At 35.1% G+C, this 17,125-nt stretch carries 17 protein-coding genes; 5 read left to right on the plus strand and 12 right to left on the minus strand.

Features of this window, described 5'->3' with window-relative positions; translation table 11 throughout:
- Positions 1-34: 34 nt before the first annotated feature.
- Positions 35-181: a hypothetical protein gene (locus tag ACTYA4_RS16025; RefSeq protein WP_445505716.1), complete on the minus strand. Its 147-nt coding sequence runs from the start codon at positions 179-181 to the stop codon at positions 35-37.
- Positions 182-452: 271 nt separating this feature from the next.
- Between ACTYA4_RS16025 and msmX the strand changes: the two genes are divergently transcribed.
- Positions 453-1,550 carry an oligosaccharide ABC transporter ATP-binding protein MsmX gene (msmX, locus tag ACTYA4_RS16030; RefSeq protein WP_443482867.1) on the plus strand — a complete coding sequence of 366 codons (1,098 nt, stop codon included), beginning with the start codon at positions 453-455 and terminating at the stop codon, positions 1,548-1,550.
- A 58-nt stretch (positions 1,551-1,608) separates the two neighbouring features.
- Here the strand turns inward: msmX and ACTYA4_RS16035 are convergent, their stop codons facing one another.
- The gene (locus ACTYA4_RS16035; protein ID WP_443482866.1) at positions 1,609-1,851 is read right to left on the minus strand and encodes a hypothetical protein; all 243 of its coding nucleotides are present in this window, start codon (positions 1,849-1,851) and stop codon (positions 1,609-1,611) included.
- 263 nt (positions 1,852-2,114) lie between these two features.
- On the opposite strand from ACTYA4_RS16035, the gene ACTYA4_RS16040 reads away from it, so the two are divergent.
- Positions 2,115-2,324: an alpha/beta-type small acid-soluble spore protein gene (locus ACTYA4_RS16040; protein WP_443482865.1), complete on the plus strand. Its 210-nt coding sequence runs from the start codon at positions 2,115-2,117 to the stop codon at positions 2,322-2,324.
- A gap of 82 nt (positions 2,325-2,406) precedes the next feature.
- On the opposite strand, the gene ACTYA4_RS16045 is transcribed toward ACTYA4_RS16040, so the two are convergent.
- From ACTYA4_RS16045 to ACTYA4_RS16075, 7 genes are all read right to left on the minus strand, one after another.
- Positions 2,407-4,419, minus strand: coding sequence for an ABC transporter ATP-binding protein (locus ACTYA4_RS16045; RefSeq protein WP_443482864.1), 2,013 nt, complete (start codon positions 4,417-4,419; stop codon positions 2,407-2,409).
- Positions 4,416-6,179, minus strand: coding sequence for an ABC transporter ATP-binding protein (locus ACTYA4_RS16050; RefSeq protein ID WP_443482863.1), 1,764 nt, complete (start codon positions 6,177-6,179; stop codon positions 4,416-4,418). Before ACTYA4_RS16050 ends, ACTYA4_RS16045 begins: the two co-directional genes overlap by 4 nt.
- A 37-nt stretch (positions 6,180-6,216) precedes the next feature.
- Positions 6,217-6,345, minus strand: coding sequence for a hypothetical protein (locus tag ACTYA4_RS16055; RefSeq protein ID WP_443482862.1), 129 nt, complete (start codon positions 6,343-6,345; stop codon positions 6,217-6,219).
- A gap of 1,040 nt (positions 6,346-7,385) precedes the next feature.
- Positions 7,386-7,847 carry a helix-turn-helix transcriptional regulator gene (locus ACTYA4_RS16060; protein ID WP_443482861.1) on the minus strand — a complete coding sequence of 154 codons (462 nt, stop codon included), beginning with the start codon at positions 7,845-7,847 and terminating at the stop codon, positions 7,386-7,388.
- Positions 7,848-7,999: 152 nt separating this feature from the next.
- Entirely contained in the window at positions 8,000-8,164 is a 165-nt protein-coding gene (locus tag ACTYA4_RS16065) for a FeoB-associated Cys-rich membrane protein (RefSeq protein ID WP_445505717.1), read from the minus strand.
- A 15-nt stretch (positions 8,165-8,179) separates the two neighbouring features.
- Complete coding sequence (gene feoB, locus ACTYA4_RS16070) at positions 8,180-10,177, minus strand: ferrous iron transport protein B (RefSeq protein WP_443482859.1); 1,998 nt, start codon at positions 10,175-10,177, stop codon at positions 8,180-8,182.
- Entirely contained in the window at positions 10,178-10,579 is a 402-nt protein-coding gene (locus ACTYA4_RS16075; protein WP_443482858.1) for a FeoA family protein, read from the minus strand. It lies immediately after the preceding gene.
- A 125-nt stretch (positions 10,580-10,704) separates the two neighbouring features.
- Between ACTYA4_RS16075 and ACTYA4_RS16080 the strand changes: the two genes are divergently transcribed.
- Together ACTYA4_RS16080 and ACTYA4_RS16085 are read left to right on the plus strand one after the other, a co-directional pair.
- The gene (locus ACTYA4_RS16080) at positions 10,705-11,265 is read left to right on the plus strand and encodes a GNAT family N-acetyltransferase (RefSeq protein WP_445505718.1); all 561 of its coding nucleotides are present in this window, start codon (positions 10,705-10,707) and stop codon (positions 11,263-11,265) included.
- A 757-nt stretch (positions 11,266-12,022) separates the two neighbouring features.
- Positions 12,023-13,405, plus strand: coding sequence for a hemolysin family protein (locus tag ACTYA4_RS16085; RefSeq protein WP_443482856.1), 1,383 nt, complete (start codon positions 12,023-12,025; stop codon positions 13,403-13,405).
- Positions 13,406-13,496: 91 nt separating this feature from the next.
- Here ACTYA4_RS16085 and ACTYA4_RS16090 read toward each other — a convergent pair whose 3' ends face one another.
- Together ACTYA4_RS16090 and ACTYA4_RS16095 are read right to left on the minus strand one after the other, a co-directional pair.
- Positions 13,497-14,198 (minus strand): winged helix-turn-helix domain-containing protein, encoded by a 702-nt coding sequence (locus ACTYA4_RS16090; RefSeq protein ID WP_443482855.1) that lies wholly within the window; start codon positions 14,196-14,198, stop codon positions 13,497-13,499.
- 245 nt (positions 14,199-14,443) lie between these two features.
- On the minus strand, positions 14,444-15,070 hold the full coding sequence (locus ACTYA4_RS16095; protein ID WP_443482854.1) for a nitroreductase family protein: 627 nt from the start codon (positions 15,068-15,070) through the stop codon (positions 14,444-14,446).
- 529 nt (positions 15,071-15,599) lie between these two features.
- Here ACTYA4_RS16095 and corA point away from each other — a divergent pair.
- Positions 15,600-16,553 carry a magnesium/cobalt transporter CorA gene (gene corA / locus ACTYA4_RS16100; protein ID WP_443482853.1) on the plus strand — a complete coding sequence of 318 codons (954 nt, stop codon included), beginning with the start codon at positions 15,600-15,602 and terminating at the stop codon, positions 16,551-16,553.
- Between the two features lie 82 nt (positions 16,554-16,635).
- Here corA and ACTYA4_RS16105 read toward each other — a convergent pair whose 3' ends face one another.
- Positions 16,636-16,923, minus strand: a complete 288-nt coding sequence (locus ACTYA4_RS16105) for a hypothetical protein (protein ID WP_445505719.1) — start codon at positions 16,921-16,923, stop codon at positions 16,636-16,638.
- Positions 16,924-17,125 lie beyond the last annotated feature (202 nt).

Here is a 17,125-nt window from a genome sequence, read left to right on the forward strand (position 1 = left end):
GCTTTTTCTTTGGTTTTGTCCTTCATAAGTAGTCTCAAGGACAAAACTTAGTGCTTTTTCTTTGGTTTTGTCTTTCATAAGCCGTCTCAAGGACAAAACTTAGTGCTTTTCTTTGGTTTTGTCTTTCATAAGCTGTCTCAAAGACAAAACTTAGTGCTTTTTCTTTGGTTTTGTCTTTCATAAGCTGTCTCAAGGACAAAACTTAGTGCTTTTCATTGGTTTTGTCTTTCATAAGCCGTCTCAAGGACAAAACTTAGTGCTTTTTCTTTGGTTTTGTCTTTCATAAGGCTAGAAGGTGATCACGAGGGACGAGTACTATGAAAGTTTTATAAAATGTAAGCGTTTTAGTCATTTTGCTGAATAAATAATTGCTTCTTTTATGCATTCTGCCAATATGATAGCGTATTCAAAAATGATACATTATATATATAAAGAAAAGGAGGAACAAAAAAATGGCAGAATTAAAATTAGAGAACATATATAAAATTTATGATGAAAAAGTAACAGCGGTTGAAGATTTTAATTTACACATTCAAGATAAAGAATTTATTGTTTTTGTCGGTCCTTCTGGGTGCGGAAAATCGACTACACTAAGAATGATTGCGGGTTTAGAAGATATTTCAAAAGGTGATTTTTATATTGATGACGTGCGCGTTAATGATGTTGCGCCAAAGGACCGCGATATTGCAATGGTTTTCCAAAACTATGCCCTATACCCTCATATGACAGTATATGATAATATGGCATTTGGCTTAAAGCTTCGCAAGTTTCCTAAAGCAGAAATTGATGAAAGAGTTCGAAATGCTGCTAAAATTCTAGGACTGGAAGAGTATTTAAAAAGAAAACCAAAAGCGCTATCTGGAGGACAGCGCCAAAGGGTTGCATTAGGTCGTGCAATTGTCCGCGACGCCAAAGTGTTTTTAATGGATGAACCATTATCTAACTTAGATGCAAAATTACGTGTTCAAATGCGAGCGGAAATATCAAAGCTTCATCAAAGACTGCAAACTACAACGATATATGTAACACATGACCAAACAGAAGCAATGACAATGGCTTCTAGACTTGTTGTAATGAAAGATGGAATCATTCAGCAAGTAGGATCCCCAAAAGATGTATACGAAAAACCAGAAAACGTTTTTGTAGGTGGGTTTATTGGATCCCCCGCGATGAACTTCTTTGATGGAAAAATAGTAGGGGATAACCTGTTGATTGGAGAAACTTCTTTCGCTATTCCTGAAGGAAAATTAAAAATATTAAGAAAGCAAGGCTATATTGGCAAAGAAGTGATCTTTGGCATTAGACCAGAAGATATTCATGATGAATTGTTGTTTATATCAAGTTCAGAAAATACAGTCTTTAATGCAAAAGTGGATGTATTTGAATTAACTGGTGCAGAAAGTTTAGTCTATTCAACCCTTGCTGGCAAAGAATTTGTCGCACGTCTAGACTCAAGAGCAGATGTATTTGCTGGAGCTAAAATACAATTAGCATTTGATATGAATAAAGCCCATTTCTTTAATAAAGAAACAGAAAGCAGAATTCGTTAATAAGTATCTGACATCGCTGCCTATTTAGTAAACAAATAAGCAGTGATGTCTTTTTCTATTATTCACGTACAAATTCTATCCCTTCATATCCACACTCTTTGCAAAATACTAAATGTGGACAAAGATGTTCCGCTAAATCACTAAACCCATCTTCCAGTTTCATTTGATCGATTGGCATATAAGCACTATAGTCATCATAGTAGTCCATAATTCTTCCTTTGTCCTCCACTGTTTGATGACAATTTGGACAAGATTGAACTAATTGTTTCCATCCGTTGCAAACTGGGCAAATAGTCGCCATAATCCACCTCTGCTTCTTTCATTTCCTTACCTTATTTTTTTTAAAACATAAGAATCTATTCCCCTTATAAGAAGGAAAGATACTTACTTATTAGGAATGAATTCCCTATTAATAAAAAGGAATAGAAATAAACATTCCACCCATACTATTAGTACAAGCAGCATATTATTGGGTGATGCCAAGCGGCAGTAAGATATTCTTATTTGCTGGTGTAATTCCAGCTAACCCAACCAAAACAATATTTTATGAGGAGATAAAACATTATGACAACAAGTAAAAGCAATTCCTCAAATCAACTTTTAGTACCAGGAGTATCTCAAGCTTTGGACCAAATGAAATACGAAATTGCAACCGAATTTGGTGTAAGTTTAGGTGCAGAAACAACTTCTCGCGCTAACGGATCAGTTGGTGGAGAAATTACAAAACGTCTTGTACAAATGGCTGAGAGCCAACTTGGCGGAACACAAGCTTAATTAAACAATTTCATATAATTGGCTAAAGCCCCCAAAATTTTTTGGGGGCTTACTTGGTCAACTTTGCTTAATTAATTATTTTTTATCCGACTAATGACGACCCTTGCTGAAGCTGGTACATCTGATAGTATCTTCCTTTTTTCTTCATCAATTCCTCATGATTTCCTTTTTCTACAATTTCTCCATGGTCTAAGACGATTATTTGATCTGCATTTCGAATCGTTGATAATCGGTGGGCAATGATAAATGTTGTTCTTCCTTTTTTAAGGACTTCCATCGCTTTTTGGATAATTTGTTCTGTTTCTGTATCAATGCTGCTCGTTGCTTCATCCAAAATTAAAATCGCGGGATCAGAGGCTAATGCTCTTGCAAAAGATATGAGCTGTCTTTGACCGCTTGATAATGTACTTCCTTTTTCAATAACAGGTTCATCATAGCCTTGTTCTAGATGTTTCAGAACACGGTCTGCTCCTACGTCTTTTAACGCATTTTCCATCTTTTCTTTTGTTATTGATGGATCATGAAGGGTCACATTGGTGGCTATCGTCCCTTTAAAGAGAAATGGGTCTTGCAACACAATGCCCATATGCTTTCGTAAATCCTGTCTGGACATATCTTTAATGTTTTTTCCATCAATCATTATTTTCCCTGATTGAATATCATAAAAACGGAATAATACATTCATAATCGAACTTTTTCCTGAACCTGTATGTCCTACTAGTGCAATCGTTTCTCCATGTTTCGCTTCAAACGTAATGTCTTTTAATACATACTCCTTGTCTTTATAGGCGAAGTTCACATGTTCAAACACGACATTTCCTTTATAACGTTCCATTGTAGCCGTTTCAACATCTATTCCGTCTTCATCCAACAGTTCAAATACTCGCTCAGCTGCAACAAGTGCCTGCTCTAAATTTGCTAACTGGTTAACAATTCCGACTATCGGATGAAACATACGGTTAATATAGTCGACAAATGCATATAGAACACCTAATGAGATCGCTGTTGCAATAGACAATGATTGCCCAGCTACATACCAAATAAATACAACAAAGATAATATTTCTTAACACATTGACAAGGTTATGAGAAGTTAAGCTATTTAAATGTAACAGCTTATTTTGATAACGAAAATGTTCTTCATTTAATATCTCAAACTCTTCTTGTGTTTGTTTCTCTTTTCCGAATGCTTGAATAATATTCATACCTTGAATCGATTCATTGACCATTCCATTGATATCACTATTTCGCGCCCTAATAACATGATTATATCGGGCAGCAAATTTCCTATATCCTATCATCCATATAAATAGTACAGGAATTAAAAATAAACAAATCGCTGCAAGCTTAGCATTTAAAATGAACAAGGCTACATATATCCCTATGATATAAATACCGCTTGAAAAAAAATTAGAAAGGACCGTTACATATAATTCTCTAATTGCTTCCGTGTCATTCGTTACCCTTGCCACTACCTTTCCGGCTGGGAGATTATCAAAATATTTTACGGGAAGTCGCTGAATTTGTGCAAATACATCTTTCCGCATTTTTTGAATAATACGATTGGATGATTTTTTCAGAAAGAAATGTTGCCCAAATTGAAAGACTGCTGCAATAATTACTAAAGCAAAATAGAATAGCAGCTTCTTGATAATAAAGGGGATTTCCGGCTTATAAAAGGCAAATACCTCTGTTCTTGACAACCGTTCTCCTTTATATTTAGCAGCATTCCCGTCCTTGCTTATCGTTAGTTCACCGTTTTGAAAGGTTCTTTCTCCATCAAAAGAAATAGAACCTTCTACAAAAACAAATTGTCTGCCAACTTGCAATATTCTTGCAGGATTCATTTTCTGTTCTTTATTTGAAAAATAACTTTCTTTTTTATACCATCTCCCATTATAGGGAACTGCTTGACTCGAAGATGTTGTTTCATACCAATTTGCCTCAATTCCCATGATATGCTCATCAATTACTTTTTTCGCAATAAATGGTCCGGCCAAATCTGCAGCAACGGCAATCGTTAACATCATTAGTGCTGCAAAAATAATACTTTTGAATGCAAATGCATACTTTAAAAGTCGTTTTCCTGTACTCAAGTTTGCACCTCCTGCTGTTGTTCAGATTTTGCTTTTGTTTGCTGAATGAAATACTGTTCTTTATACCATCCGTTATTTTTCATTAACTGCTCATGTGTTCCATGCTCTACTATTTGTCCATCTTCTAACACAATAATTTGATCAGCATGTTGAATGGCCGTTAATCGGTGGGTTGTAATAATCGTTGTTTTTCCTTGTCGCTCTGTTTTTATATTTTGAATAATACGTTGTTCTGTTTTTGCATCGACTGCAGATAAAGAATCATCTAACATCAATATTTCTGGCTTTCTTATCAGTGCCCTTGCAATAGAGATTCGCTGTTTTTGTCCCCCTGAAAGTGCTACTCCTTTTTCTCCTACAAGCGTATCGAGCCCTTCTGGAAGCATATCAAGGTCTTGTTGAAATGAAGCCAGTTTAATTGCTTCCTCCAGCTGTTCATCTGTTGAATTTTCATGTCCAAACATAATATTTTCTTTTACCGTTTTGGAAAACAATACGTGATCCTGAGGAACATAACCGATCCAGCTGCGCACCTTCTCTAGCCGCTGCTTGTCGATTTCTACCCCATTAATGCTAAGTTCTCCTTCTCCTGTTGGATACTCTCTAAGCAATTGCTTGATTAATGTCGTTTTTCCACTTCCCGTTTTCCCAACTACCCCAATTGTTTCTCCTTGTTTAATTGTAAAATGAATATTCTTTAAATTGTTTATTTTAGAAGAGGGATATTGAAACGCAACGGAATTAAATACAATATTTTTTGGTGTATGAACGTCTTTTGGAGAGATTGGATCGGTGACATCCGCTTTGTAATTTAACGTTTCTTGTACTCTATCTAAAGAAGCATTGCCTCTTTGCATAATATTCATCAGCTCACCAACAGCAAACATCGGCCAAACAATCATTCCTAAATACACATTAAACGTGACAAGCTGGCCAATCGAAATCTCCTGCTGAAAAACTAAATAAGCACCGTAGCCCAACCCAATTAAATAACTTAATCCGACTAGAATTCGTATAGTAGGTTCAAATAAGGAATCAATTTTTGCAACAGCAATATTTTTATCATAAACCTCTTCTGTTAACTCGTGAAACTGCTGTTCATCCGCTTTCTCCAAAACAAATGCTCGGATTACACGCACCCCTGAAACAGACTGCAAAACACGATCATTTAATTCGCCAAAAGCATCTTGCGCTTCTGTAAACCGCTTATGAATACGATCACCGTATACTTGCATGATGAAAGCCATTATCGGCAGCGGCAAAATCGCTGCTAGCGTTAGCTTCCAACTAACTAATACACACATCGTAGCTAAAATGGTAACCATAAAAATACTGGAATCAATTAAAGTAAGTATTCCGAATCCTGCGGTAGTGGAGATTGCCTTTAAATCATTCGTTGCTCTTGCCATTAAATCTCCTGTGCGATTTTTTTCGAAAAAAGTCGGTGTCATTTTTAATAAATGACCCATAAAATTACTTCGTAGTTTTCTTTCTAAAAGAAATGCACCGCCAAAAAGTTTATACATCCAAATATAAGTAATCAAATAGGTACCCAATGTAATACCTGCAACAACTAGGATATAATAAACCGACTTTTGTGCTGTCAGCGTTCCAAGCGCAATTTCATCAATAAACCTGCCTATTAGCTGCGGTGGAATGATCTCAACAAAACCGATAAGGATAAGCAAAACAATCGCAATCGTATATCTTTTCCAATGCTCTTTAAAAAACCACTTTAACTTAAATAATATCGAAAACATTTCATCTGTCCTTTCTTTATCGAACTATTCTTTTAAACTAGCCACTTTCTAAATCCTTTAATTTCATTCCGTTTTGTTTATTGCTTACAATCATCTTCATCTTCATCTTCCTTCTCCAGAATTTTTTATTAGGCTCTGTTAAACTTGCCTGTTGATTTCCGCTCAAGAAGTTCGCTTTCCGCGGGCGGTTCGGGAGCCTCCTCGGCGCTGTGCGGAGGTCACTAAAAAAGTGAATGCTATAAAATATAGGTAGTGACAATCCAAGCAACGCAGAGGTTTTCGTTCGGTTTTCCGAGGCTTACCACACGCTTTCCGCGGGGCGAGCGCCGAGCCGCTTCGTCGCTATGCTCCTGCAGGGTCTCGCCTGTCTCGCTAATCCCGCAGGAGTCGTGCGGACGCCTCTCCTAACCAACATGATGATCGTTTTCAAACTCTCTATACCATTTTTACCCTAATAAATTTAAGTGTTTCACCTATAATTTATCTAATAAAACACTTTTTCAGTTCCGTCGCTGTACGCCTGTGGTGTCTCCTTTTGACTCGCTTTTCCCGCAGGAGTCTCACTCCTTCCGCTCCAAATCAACAAAGTATCAAAATCAACAATTAGCTTTAACACAGCCTTTTATTAAAAAGGGAATGACCCCTGTTTAACCCACAGAAAATTATTGCAGCAAAATAAAAAGGGGACAGACCGCAACCATGCGATCTATCCCCTTTCTAATAGGTGCATATGCTACATTTTATATGCAGCCAATACATACCTAACTATGCTATCAGTGAATGGTATGGATAGGCTACATGAATATTCAGTTATAATCCCATTCATTATCATTACTGTATTCATCGTAAACCCTCCATTCTTTTTTGATTAATTTTCCAATCTAACTGAAGATTACCATATTAGAATAATAAAGTCAATTGTAAATATTCTGACAAACTATCTGTTCAAATGAACTTTCTATGTATAAATGCAGTATTATTAAGGCTGTTTTCTTATAGATTGTTGCTTTTAAACGCGCATCCTGCATACACTTCGCTTTCCGTGGGCGAGCGCCGAGCCTCCTCGTCGCATACGCTCCTGTGGGGTCTCGTCTTTCTCGCATTCCCACAGGAGTCTACGTGTATTCAGGCTGCTAAGAAACGCTTTTCCAAATGTATTATGTAAAAAACAACAAACTTTGAGAAAACAGCATTTATTAAAGAACGTTACCTCGCTAAGTCTTTTGTTAATTCTCGAAACCTTTCTTTTGATTCTTGTTCATCAAAGCTGCTGAAAATACGAAAATGATCTTCGTCTATAATTCTATAATGTTGACTGATTATGTTTTGTTGAAGAATAAAGCCATTTATTCTTTCTACTTCACGCCACCATACTTTTCCGCCAAGGGTTTTTTCTTTTCGATAATCCATGCCATCACGGGCAACTGTTTCTAATACTTCTAAAGGTTCATTACCAAATAAGAAACGGACTGTTTCTGTTTCTCTAAAAAGGGCACATACTGCTACAACGGTTGACCATCCAGCATACAATCTTCCTTTTTCAATTTGCACAAGCGTTTTCTTTGATAACCCAATTACCTCGGCCATTTTATCTTGAGTGTAGCCTGCTTCTGTACGAATCAACCTCATTTTTTCTGAAACATTAAAAATGATCTCTTCTCTAGTCAAAATGCATTCATTCCCTTATTAGTTATGTGTAATTTTACACCATTATACATATTATAAGCTTCTCCATTAGAAATTTCAATTTTTTCTGCTATTATAACAAAAAAGGCTAAGAAAAGGGATACTTCTTCCTTTCTTCTCAGCCTTTTTTGCTGTTATTTACTTGTTTCCGTTAAATTACTGCAGCAGCTTTTTGTCCCACAAGATTTACTAATAGAGCAGCTTGCACATTTTCCTTCTTTAGATTTTTTTATAAACCGGTAAAGGGAAAAACCTGCGTACAGAAAGATTAATCCACCAATTAGTATATTAATAAACATACTTACATCTCCCCATTAAGATAGTCCTAATAATTTTCCACCTTGATAAATTAACAAAGATATGACATAGGCAATTAATAAGGAATAACCTACTGAAAAAGCAGACCATTTTTTAGAACCGGTTTCTTTATATATAGTTGCCAATGTTGCTAAACAAGGAATATAAAGTAAAATAAATACCATAAAACTATAAGAAGCTAAAGGTGTAAATACCGTGCTCATTAAATGCTGCAAAGATTCTGTATCTGGAACAGCATAAATAATATTCATAGCCGAGACAACCGCTTCTTTTGCCAAAAATCCTGTAAGCAAGGATGCTCCTGCCTGCCAAGTTCCAAAGCCTATTGGCATAAGAATTGGGGCTAAAACTTTACCAATGACAGCTAAATAACTCTCATTCATATCTACATTAACACCAGTAGGACCAAGATAGGATAGAGTCCAAATAACGACCGATCCAGCAAAAATAAACGTTCCTGCTTTTTTCAAAAATCCTTTTCCTTTATCCCATGTACTTTTCCATAAAATTTTTACACTAGGCATTCTATATGGAGGAAGTTCAATAAAAAATAAGGAATTTTCCCCTTTTAAAACGGTTGCGGAAAGTATTTTTGCTAGTATAAGAACCAACACAATACTTAGTACATAAATCGATAAAACAATTAACGCACCGTGTTTAGCAAAAAAAGCGCCAATAAATAATGCATAAACTGGAAAGCGAGCAGAACATGACATAAATGGCAATAATAATATTGTTAATAACCGTTCTTTTTTAGTTTCAATTGTTCTTGCGGCCATTATTCCAGGTACGTTGCAGCCAAAACCGATAATCATTGGGATAAATGCTTTGCCGTTTAAACCTGCTCGTTCCATAATCTTATCCATAACTAAGGCGACTCTTGACATATAACCGGAATCCTCTAAAAACGATAAACAAAAGAATAGAATAAAAATTTGTGGTACAAAGACTAATACGCCTCCTACTCCAGCAATAACCCCTTCTATTACCAAGGCCTTAATAAAAACAGAAGCATGTAATGAAGTTAAAAGATTGGAGATCGTATCTGCCAAAAATCCAGAGATAAAACCATCTACTAGATCAGAAAGTGGTACGCCAAGCCAATCAAATGTCAGCATAAACATACAATACATCAGCAGAATAAAAATAGGCATTCCTAAGTATTTATTGGTGACAATCCGATCCACCTTACTAGTAAATGTAGTACGATTATGCTCTTCAATCACTTCCACTTGTTGAAGTATTTGATCTACTACCGCTTTTCTAGCCTCAAATACTATTTGCTCTAAGCTTTTTCCTGAACCTTTTACCTCTGATTCCAACTCATTTAAAAACTGTTGAACCTGCTCTTCCCCTATTAAAGAACATACATTTTGATAGACTGTAGAATTCCCTTCTAAAAGCTGTAATGTTAGCCATCTAACAGAAATAGTCGTTTTATTTTCTATTAATGATTCCATTACACTAATGCCTTCTTCAATCGAATCGCCATATTCTACTCTCATCAGAGAATCATTTTTATTTTGTTGTGTCGCTGCATCTGCAAGATCCGTACAACCATGACCATTTCTTGCACTAATAGGAATAGTAGGAAAGCCTATTATCTTCGCTAACTCTTCGGCTTTAATTTTTTTGCCATAATCTTTTGCAACATCAAGCATATTTAACCCAATAATCATCGGTTTTCCGTAATCAATGAGTTGAAGTGTTAAATGGAGGTTTCGGCTTAATTGGGAAGCATCAATAATATTGACAATTTTTTCGGCATGCCCTTGCAGAAAGTATTCTGTCACAACTGCTTCATCTGCAGATAATGGGTTTAAGGAATAAATTCCCGGCAAATCGACTAAATTTGCTTTTTTATTCTTAAATAGTCCAACCTTTTTCTCAATGGTAACGCCACTCCAGTTGCCAACATATTCATACGATCCGGTTAAATGATTAAATAATGAGGTTTTCCCCGTATTTGGATTTCCTAATAATGCTACCTCCATTTATATGATCTCCACTTCTATATTTTGTACTTCCTTTCTTCTAATCCCAACTTTAGAACCTTCATACTCTAGTATATAAGGACCACTAAACGGCATAATATTTTGAATAGATACAATCGTACCTTCCGTGATGCCGAAATCAAGCAATCTTCTTTTTACAAGTGAATTCACTTGTGACAAACTTTTAATTTTTATTTTTTCTCCGATCTGCATTTTCCCTTCCCCCTTTAAATGAGAATGATTATCTTTATTTATTAATATAGTTATATCATGAACAGAAAAGGACAACAATTGAAAATCTGGTGAATATTTGACAATTTTCCGAACTTTTAAATGACTAATCAAAAAATAATGATTAAAAACCTTTCCATTGGAAAGAAAAAGCATTTTCCTTAAATACATCTCATTAAGCCTCCTTTTTTCTTATTCTCCATAATCCAGATTTAAACATTTCGCATAAACTACATCAAAACGCAGCTTCTTATTTTTCCCCTAGTAATTATCCGTCTAGAGAAAGGACGTTTATTATGTTTCATTTAAATGTAGATAACAACATTAACCTTCGTTTACTTGAAATACAAGATGCCTCTGCTGCATTTCAACTTGTAGATGAGAATAGAATGTTCTTAAAAGAGTGGCTTCCATGGGTGGATCAAATCATTGATCCATACCAATATCATTCCATTATCCCCCAATGGCATAAGAAATTTTTTGACAATAATGGATTCGAAGCAGGGATTTTTTTTAATAAAAAATTAGTAGGTATGATTTCCCTTCAACAAGTTGATTGGATAAACCGCCAAGCAAGCATCGGCTATTTTTTAGAAGAGGCCTCACAAGGAAAAGGAATCATGCTAAAAACAGTTATCGCTGTTTTAAATTATGCTTTTTATTATTTGAAATTAAATCGAATAGAGATACGTTGTGGTTTAAAAAATACAAAAAGCATCGCCATTCCTGAACGATTGCTTTTTAAAAAAGAAGGAATTCTTCGAGACGGTGAATTTCTTTATGATCATTTTCATGATTTGATTTTGTATAGTATGCTGCGGAAAGAGTGGAAGGAAATAAAAAATCTTTCCTATTAAAATAAGTAGTGTTCATTCAGCGTGAAGATAGAAGGAGTTAGAGCTAAGAATGATGTTGGTTTGGAGAAGCGTTCGCTCGACTCCTGCGGGATTAGTGAGAAAGGCGAGACCCCGCAGGAGCAAAGTGACGAGGAGGCTCGGCGCTCGCCCCGCGGAAAGCGAGCGATAAGCTTCGGAAAACCCATTTTAACTATTTTCAGGCTAGCCAAAGTTAAATATTCGTTTTCAATTGGATAAATTGTTAGAATAACCTCTAATACGTTTCTTATCTTTTAAAAAAGGCTCTAAAATTAACCTTACTTCTTCATATTTAGATGCTTTTAACATACAATATGAAAAAGAAAAGGTAATAAAGAGAATAGATACGAGTTAAGCTGCAAAAAACCTTAAATAATTACTGAAAATTGCAAAAATCCAAGGTTTGACGGCATAGTTTGGCTTAACGTATAATTATTGGTAATCATTATGAAAGTTCGAGGTGGTTCAATGGGGTTGCGTATGTAATAAATGAAAGAATAAACTTATTATCTTTCAATAAAACGATTAATTATTATACTAAACTCAAAAATAGCAACCACCTGTGTGTAAATAAAGTATAATTTGTCTATTATTAATCAGTTTTGTTGAGAAAAAGGAACATGAATTTTTACTCATGTACCTAGCTAAACTGCATCATGTTTAACTGAATGAAAAAACTTAATAGATGTATTTATCAGGAGGTGACTCCTTACTCGTATTAACGGGATAAGGAAACTTATTGGACATATTTAACTTGGTTTTAATAGCCATTTTGATTGCTTGCACTGCTTTTTTTGTAGCTTCAGAGTTTGCGATTATTAGAGTTCGCAGCTCGAAAATTGATCAGCTTATAGAGGAAGGAAGTAAAAGTGCGGTTGCTGCTAAAAGAGTCATTAGTAATTTAGATGAATACTTATCTGCTTGTCAATTAGGTATTACTATTACAGCACTTGGTATTGGCTGGATTGGTGAAGAAACGATTCAGCATATCATTAGACCCTTTCTTGAATTGGTTTATGTACCAGAAACAGCTATTAAAATCCTATCATTCTCTTTAGCGTTTGCGATTATCACTTTCTTACATGTGGTTGTCGGCGAACTAGCGCCAAAAACATTGGCTATTCAAAAAGCAGAAACGATTGCACTTTTAACCGCTCGGCCTTTAATTGGCTTCTATAAAATACTCTATCCGTTTATTTGGCTGCTAAATGGTTCAGCAAGAGTTATTGCAGGCATATTTGGATTAAAACCTGTTTCAGAACATGAACTGGCTCATTCTGAAGAAGAACTTCGAATCATCTTTTCTGAGAGTTACAAAAGCGGTGAAATTAATCAATCAGAGTTTAAGTATGTAAATAAAATCTTTGAATTTGACAACCGGATTGCCAAAGAAATAATGGTTCCACGTACGGAAATTATCTCCTTGGAACAAACAAGCACGTTGGAAGACTTATTAGAAATTATTCATGAAGAAAAATTCACAAGATATCCCATTACCGATGGAGATAAAGACCATATTATCGGCATGATTAATGTCAAAGAAATTATGGTAGAATTACTTCGTACAAAGGATTTAACTTCTCAAAAACTTGAGCCGTATATAAGGCCTGTCATTCGAGTTATTGAGACATTTCCTATTCAAGATCTACTTGTTAAAATGCAAAAGGAAAGAATTCATATGGCTATATTAATGGATGAGTATGGCGGAACTTCAGGACTTGTAACGGTTGAAGATATTATAGAAGAAATTGTCGGCGAAATTCGCGATGAATTTGACAGTGATGAAATCCCAAGTATCCAACAAGTCAAAGAAGATCATTATATTATTGACGCAAAAGTTTTAATTACCCAAGTAAACAAATTATTAAATATTGAAATAAACGATGAAAGCATTGATACGCTAGGAGGATGGATTTTAACCTCTAACTTTGAAGTTGCGGAAGGAGATACGCTAACTTTTGATTCTTATTCATTTAAAATTATCGAAATGGAAGAACATCATATTCATTATGTCGAAGTGACAAAAATCCCAGCTTTAAATTTAGAACATAATAAATCAAAAGAACTAGCGCTGCAAAATTCAACTGTTTCTGCTGCATCAAAGGCTGAAATCGTCTCCTAACCTTTATTTTTTCATCAAATAAATAAGGTGTCTTTCTAAACCAATGAATTCCGAAAGTCTATCGGATCGGTTAGAGAGACACCTTTATGTTTTATTCTTCATTATCTTTCGTCTCATCAAACTTATACCCTACACCCCAAACAGTGTGAATAAACGGCTGCTCTTTTGTTCCAATTTTATTGCGTAATCTTTTAATATGAACATCTACTGTTCTTTCATCCCCATAAAATTGATATCCCCACACTCGATCAAGCAATTGCTCTCTTGTAAAAACTTGTCTAGGATTACTAATTAAAAAATATAGCAGATCAAATTCTTTTGGAGTTAAGTTGGAAAGAAGATGGCCGTTATAACGCACTTCTCTTGTTTCTTTGCTAATTTTAAAATACTCGCTTGTTAAAGAGTTTTGGTCTGATTTCGTTTGGACATCTTTATTGTATCGACGGGTTACCGCTTTTATTCTAGCCATTAATGTTAACGGACTAAATGGCTTTGTTACGTAATCATCTGCACCCATTTCAAGTCCTAGAACTTGATCAGATTCACTGTCTTTGGCTGTTAACATAATTATTGGAACAGAGCTTACTTCTCTTATTTTTCTGCAAATCATTACCCCTTCCATGCCTGGAAGCATCCAATCTACGATCACTATATCCCATTGCTGGTTCTCCATAAAAAAATCTAAAGCTTCTTTTCCATTATGGATAAACTTCCCCTCATAATGTTCCTTGAGAAAAAACATTTCCAACATGGAACAGACACTTTCATTATCTTCTATAACAAGTATTTTCATCTTATTCATCCTCACTAATTCTAAAAACCATCAATCTCGCAGCTTCTATATATTTTTATTATAGCAAATATAATGTAAAACTGAGCATTTCATCAGTATTAAGTCCAACAGATTTCGAAATGAGTGCATTAAAAAACAAGCAAATCGGGTGAGATTTCCGGTTTGCTTGTTTTTTAAAAGAAATCATATCATTTTGAAGCTAACTTCCTTCGGTTACAGCGCAATATCGTGTGCTTCCTCTATTTTTATATCCAAGTTGTTGTTTTATCTAATGAAAGACGATCTGTTTCGCGTCCTGGTGCTGCTGCTTTTCCTACTGTAATCAGCATTACTGGCAAATATCTTTCAGAAATCTGAAACTCTTTAATAAAAGCATCCCGATTATATCCACCAATAGCACAAGTGTCCAATCCTTTTCCTTTTGCTGCAAGCATTAATTGCATAGCTGCCAATGACGCATTGCTGATTGCTGCTTCTTTTTTATATTGATCATTTTGGTAGGCGCCATTAATTTGCCCTTTTATTGTTTCTGCAATTTCAGGAGTCATCCTTGCTTTTTCTACGTCATTTGCAAAAATTTCTTCTGCATTTTTATTTGCTTCTAAATCACCTAAAATAGCAATAACAGCAGATGATTGTGTTATTTGTGCTTGATTATAAGCAATAGGCAGCAAACGTTGTTGTGCTTCTTCTCCTTGAAATACAACAAAATGCCACTGTTGTAAATTCCATGCGGAAGGTGCTCTTCCTGCAAGCGTTAGAAGTTCTTCAACCTCTTCTTTTGATAATGTGTATGATTCATCATAAACTTTTACTGCTCTACGCTCTGTAAGAACATCTAAAAAGCTAGCATTCGATAAATTTGCAGTCATTTTTTTCCCTCCTGATAATACTTACTTTTGGTAACTTACACTAGAATGATAATTTCAATCCAAAAAATAGTCAAGCGAGACGCTTCGAGGTGCTGAGAGTTAAAATATTTACAAATTCCCCCTCACCTTGCATAATAATAACTAATCACGGTAAATTAGTCATAAAGAAGCGGTTATTGAAGTATGGAAAAGGGATCGGAGCCAATGTCATTAACTTAAGATTCCATAAATTTCAAACTGTGAAATATCATGGAATTAGATACCCTTTATGTAAAAGAAATACCCAATTTGTTTGGAGAGGCGTCCGCTCGACTCCTACGGGATTAGCGAGAAAGACGAGACCCCACAGGAGCAAAGCGACGAGGAGGCTCGGCGCTCGCCCCGTGGAAAGCGAGCGGTAAGCCTCGGAGAACAGAACGGAAACCCTTACTTCCTATTTAGTTGCTTATTTTCCTGTTTTTTTGAAATTTAACTTGATGACATTGGGAACGAGCCTCCATGTGAGTTTTGTATGAAAAAGGAGTTTTCTATGATCAATATAATGCTGATTACAAATGAAAAAAAAATCTTAACAGACATTCCTATAGAAGACTTGCATCGTCATTCTTATGAATGGTTTTGGGTTGATTTTAATGAACCTACTGATGAAGAGATCAAACATTTAGCGGATACTTTTCAATTTCATCCTCTTGCTATTGAAGATTGTATACATAAACTTCAAAGACCAAAATTAGATTATTACGATGACCATACTTTTTATGTTACACATATCGTTAGAGAAGAAGAAAAAGAAATCTTGAAAGAAGAGTTAAATTTTTTTGTAGGAGAAAATTTCATTGTAACTTTCCACCTTATGCCAACAAAGGAAGTTTCTCGAGTATGGGATAGATTACTTTCTCAAAAAAACATAGAGAAATCAGATACCTTCTATGTATTTTATCAAATTTTAGACGAAATCGTAGATAATTACTTCCCGATTATTTACAAAATTGAAGATAAATTAGATGAAATTGAAGATAACACACAGAATAAGGCAATGAGCCATTTAATGAACGAATTGTTTGATACAAGAAATATGTTATTGAATCTAATGCATACAGTTCATCCAATGCGTGATTTACTTTACCGTATGTTAAACTCTCACCGTTTGAACGGCATTAAAGAAAGAAAAGAATATTTTTCTGACATTTACGACCACCTTTTAAAACTATCGGAAAATGTGATGTCTAATAGAGAGGTAACTGCTGACATAAGAGATAATTATCTTTCGTTAAATTCACACCAAACAAATAATGTGATGAAAGTTCTTACCATTATAACTTCTATATTTGCCCCTTTAACCCTCATTGCTGGGATTTTTGGGATGAACTTTGAAAATATGCCCGAATTAAATTGGAAATATGGTTATTACTATTCACTTGGATTAATGGGAATCATTGGATTATCGATGTATCTTTGGTTTAAGAAAAAGGGTTGGTTTTAATTCTAGATGCTAGTAAACAATCATGTCGATAACATGAACAAGCCCACGTCGAATATAGTCTCATTTTTCTAGCAATTTTCCTTTATCTGTCTTTCATAAGTAGTCTCAAAGACATTTCTTTGCTTTTCCGCTTAGTTTTATCCTTGATAAGCTGGCTCAAGGACATTTTTTCGCTTTTTTCCTTGGTTTTGTCCTTGATAAGCCGGTACAAGGACATTTTTTCGCTTTTTTCTTTGGTTTTGTCCTTGATAAGCCGGCTCAAGGACATTTTTTCACTTTTTTCCTTGGTTTTGTCCTTGATAAGCTTGCTCAAAGACATTTTTTCGCTTTTTTCCTTGGTTTTGTCCTTGATAAGCCGGCTCAAGGACATTTTTTCGCTTTTTCCCTTGATTTTGTCCTTTAAAAAAACATTTTACAAATAGCATTGGTATAACTCCGATTCGTTTTATAAAAATAGCATTCTTGAACTTTTTTCAGAACGTATTTCTAGGTAGTCATCTTCCACTTATGATAAAATGTAATTAGTGTTTCTCCATTAAGTATTATACTTTCAGGCTTCCTTCTTCAAAGCC

The sequence above is a fragment of the Niallia yueguangensis genome (assembly GCF_052663115.1).

Excerpts from the sequence above, each read along its gene's own strand:
- ACTYA4_RS16025 (WP_445505716.1), bottom strand. The coding sequence starts at position 181 with ATGAAAGACAAAACCAAAGAAAAAGCACTAAGTTTTGTCTTTGAGACA.
- msmX (WP_443482867.1), top strand. The coding sequence starts at position 453 with ATGGCAGAATTAAAATTAGAGAACATATATAAAATTTATGATGAAAAA.
- ACTYA4_RS16035 (WP_443482866.1), bottom strand. The coding sequence starts at position 1,851 with ATGGCGACTATTTGCCCAGTTTGCAACGGATGGAAACAATTAGTTCAA.
- ACTYA4_RS16040 (WP_443482865.1), top strand. The coding sequence starts at position 2,115 with ATGACAACAAGTAAAAGCAATTCCTCAAATCAACTTTTAGTACCAGGA.
- ACTYA4_RS16050 (WP_443482863.1), bottom strand. The coding sequence starts at position 6,179 with ATGTTTTCGATATTATTTAAGTTAAAGTGGTTTTTTAAAGAGCATTGG.
- ACTYA4_RS16065 (WP_445505717.1), bottom strand. The coding sequence starts at position 8,164 with ATGTTTATTAATATACTAATTGGTGGATTAATCTTTCTGTACGCAGGT.
- feoB (WP_443482859.1), bottom strand. The coding sequence starts at position 10,177 with ATGGAGGTAGCATTATTAGGAAATCCAAATACGGGGAAAACCTCATTA.
- ACTYA4_RS16075 (WP_443482858.1), bottom strand. The coding sequence starts at position 10,579 with ATGTATTTAAGGAAAATGCTTTTTCTTTCCAATGGAAAGGTTTTTAAT.
- ACTYA4_RS16080 (WP_445505718.1), top strand. The coding sequence starts at position 10,705 with ATGTTTCATTTAAATGTAGATAACAACATTAACCTTCGTTTACTTGAA.
- ACTYA4_RS16090 (WP_443482855.1), bottom strand. The coding sequence starts at position 14,198 with ATGAAAATACTTGTTATAGAAGATAATGAAAGTGTCTGTTCCATGTTG.
- ACTYA4_RS16095 (WP_443482854.1), bottom strand. The coding sequence starts at position 15,070 with ATGACTGCAAATTTATCGAATGCTAGCTTTTTAGATGTTCTTACAGAG.
- corA (WP_443482853.1), top strand. The coding sequence starts at position 15,600 with ATGATCAATATAATGCTGATTACAAATGAAAAAAAAATCTTAACAGAC.
- ACTYA4_RS16105 (WP_445505719.1), bottom strand. The coding sequence starts at position 16,923 with ATGTCCTTGAGCCGGCTTATCAAGGACAAAACCAAGGAAAAAAGCGAA.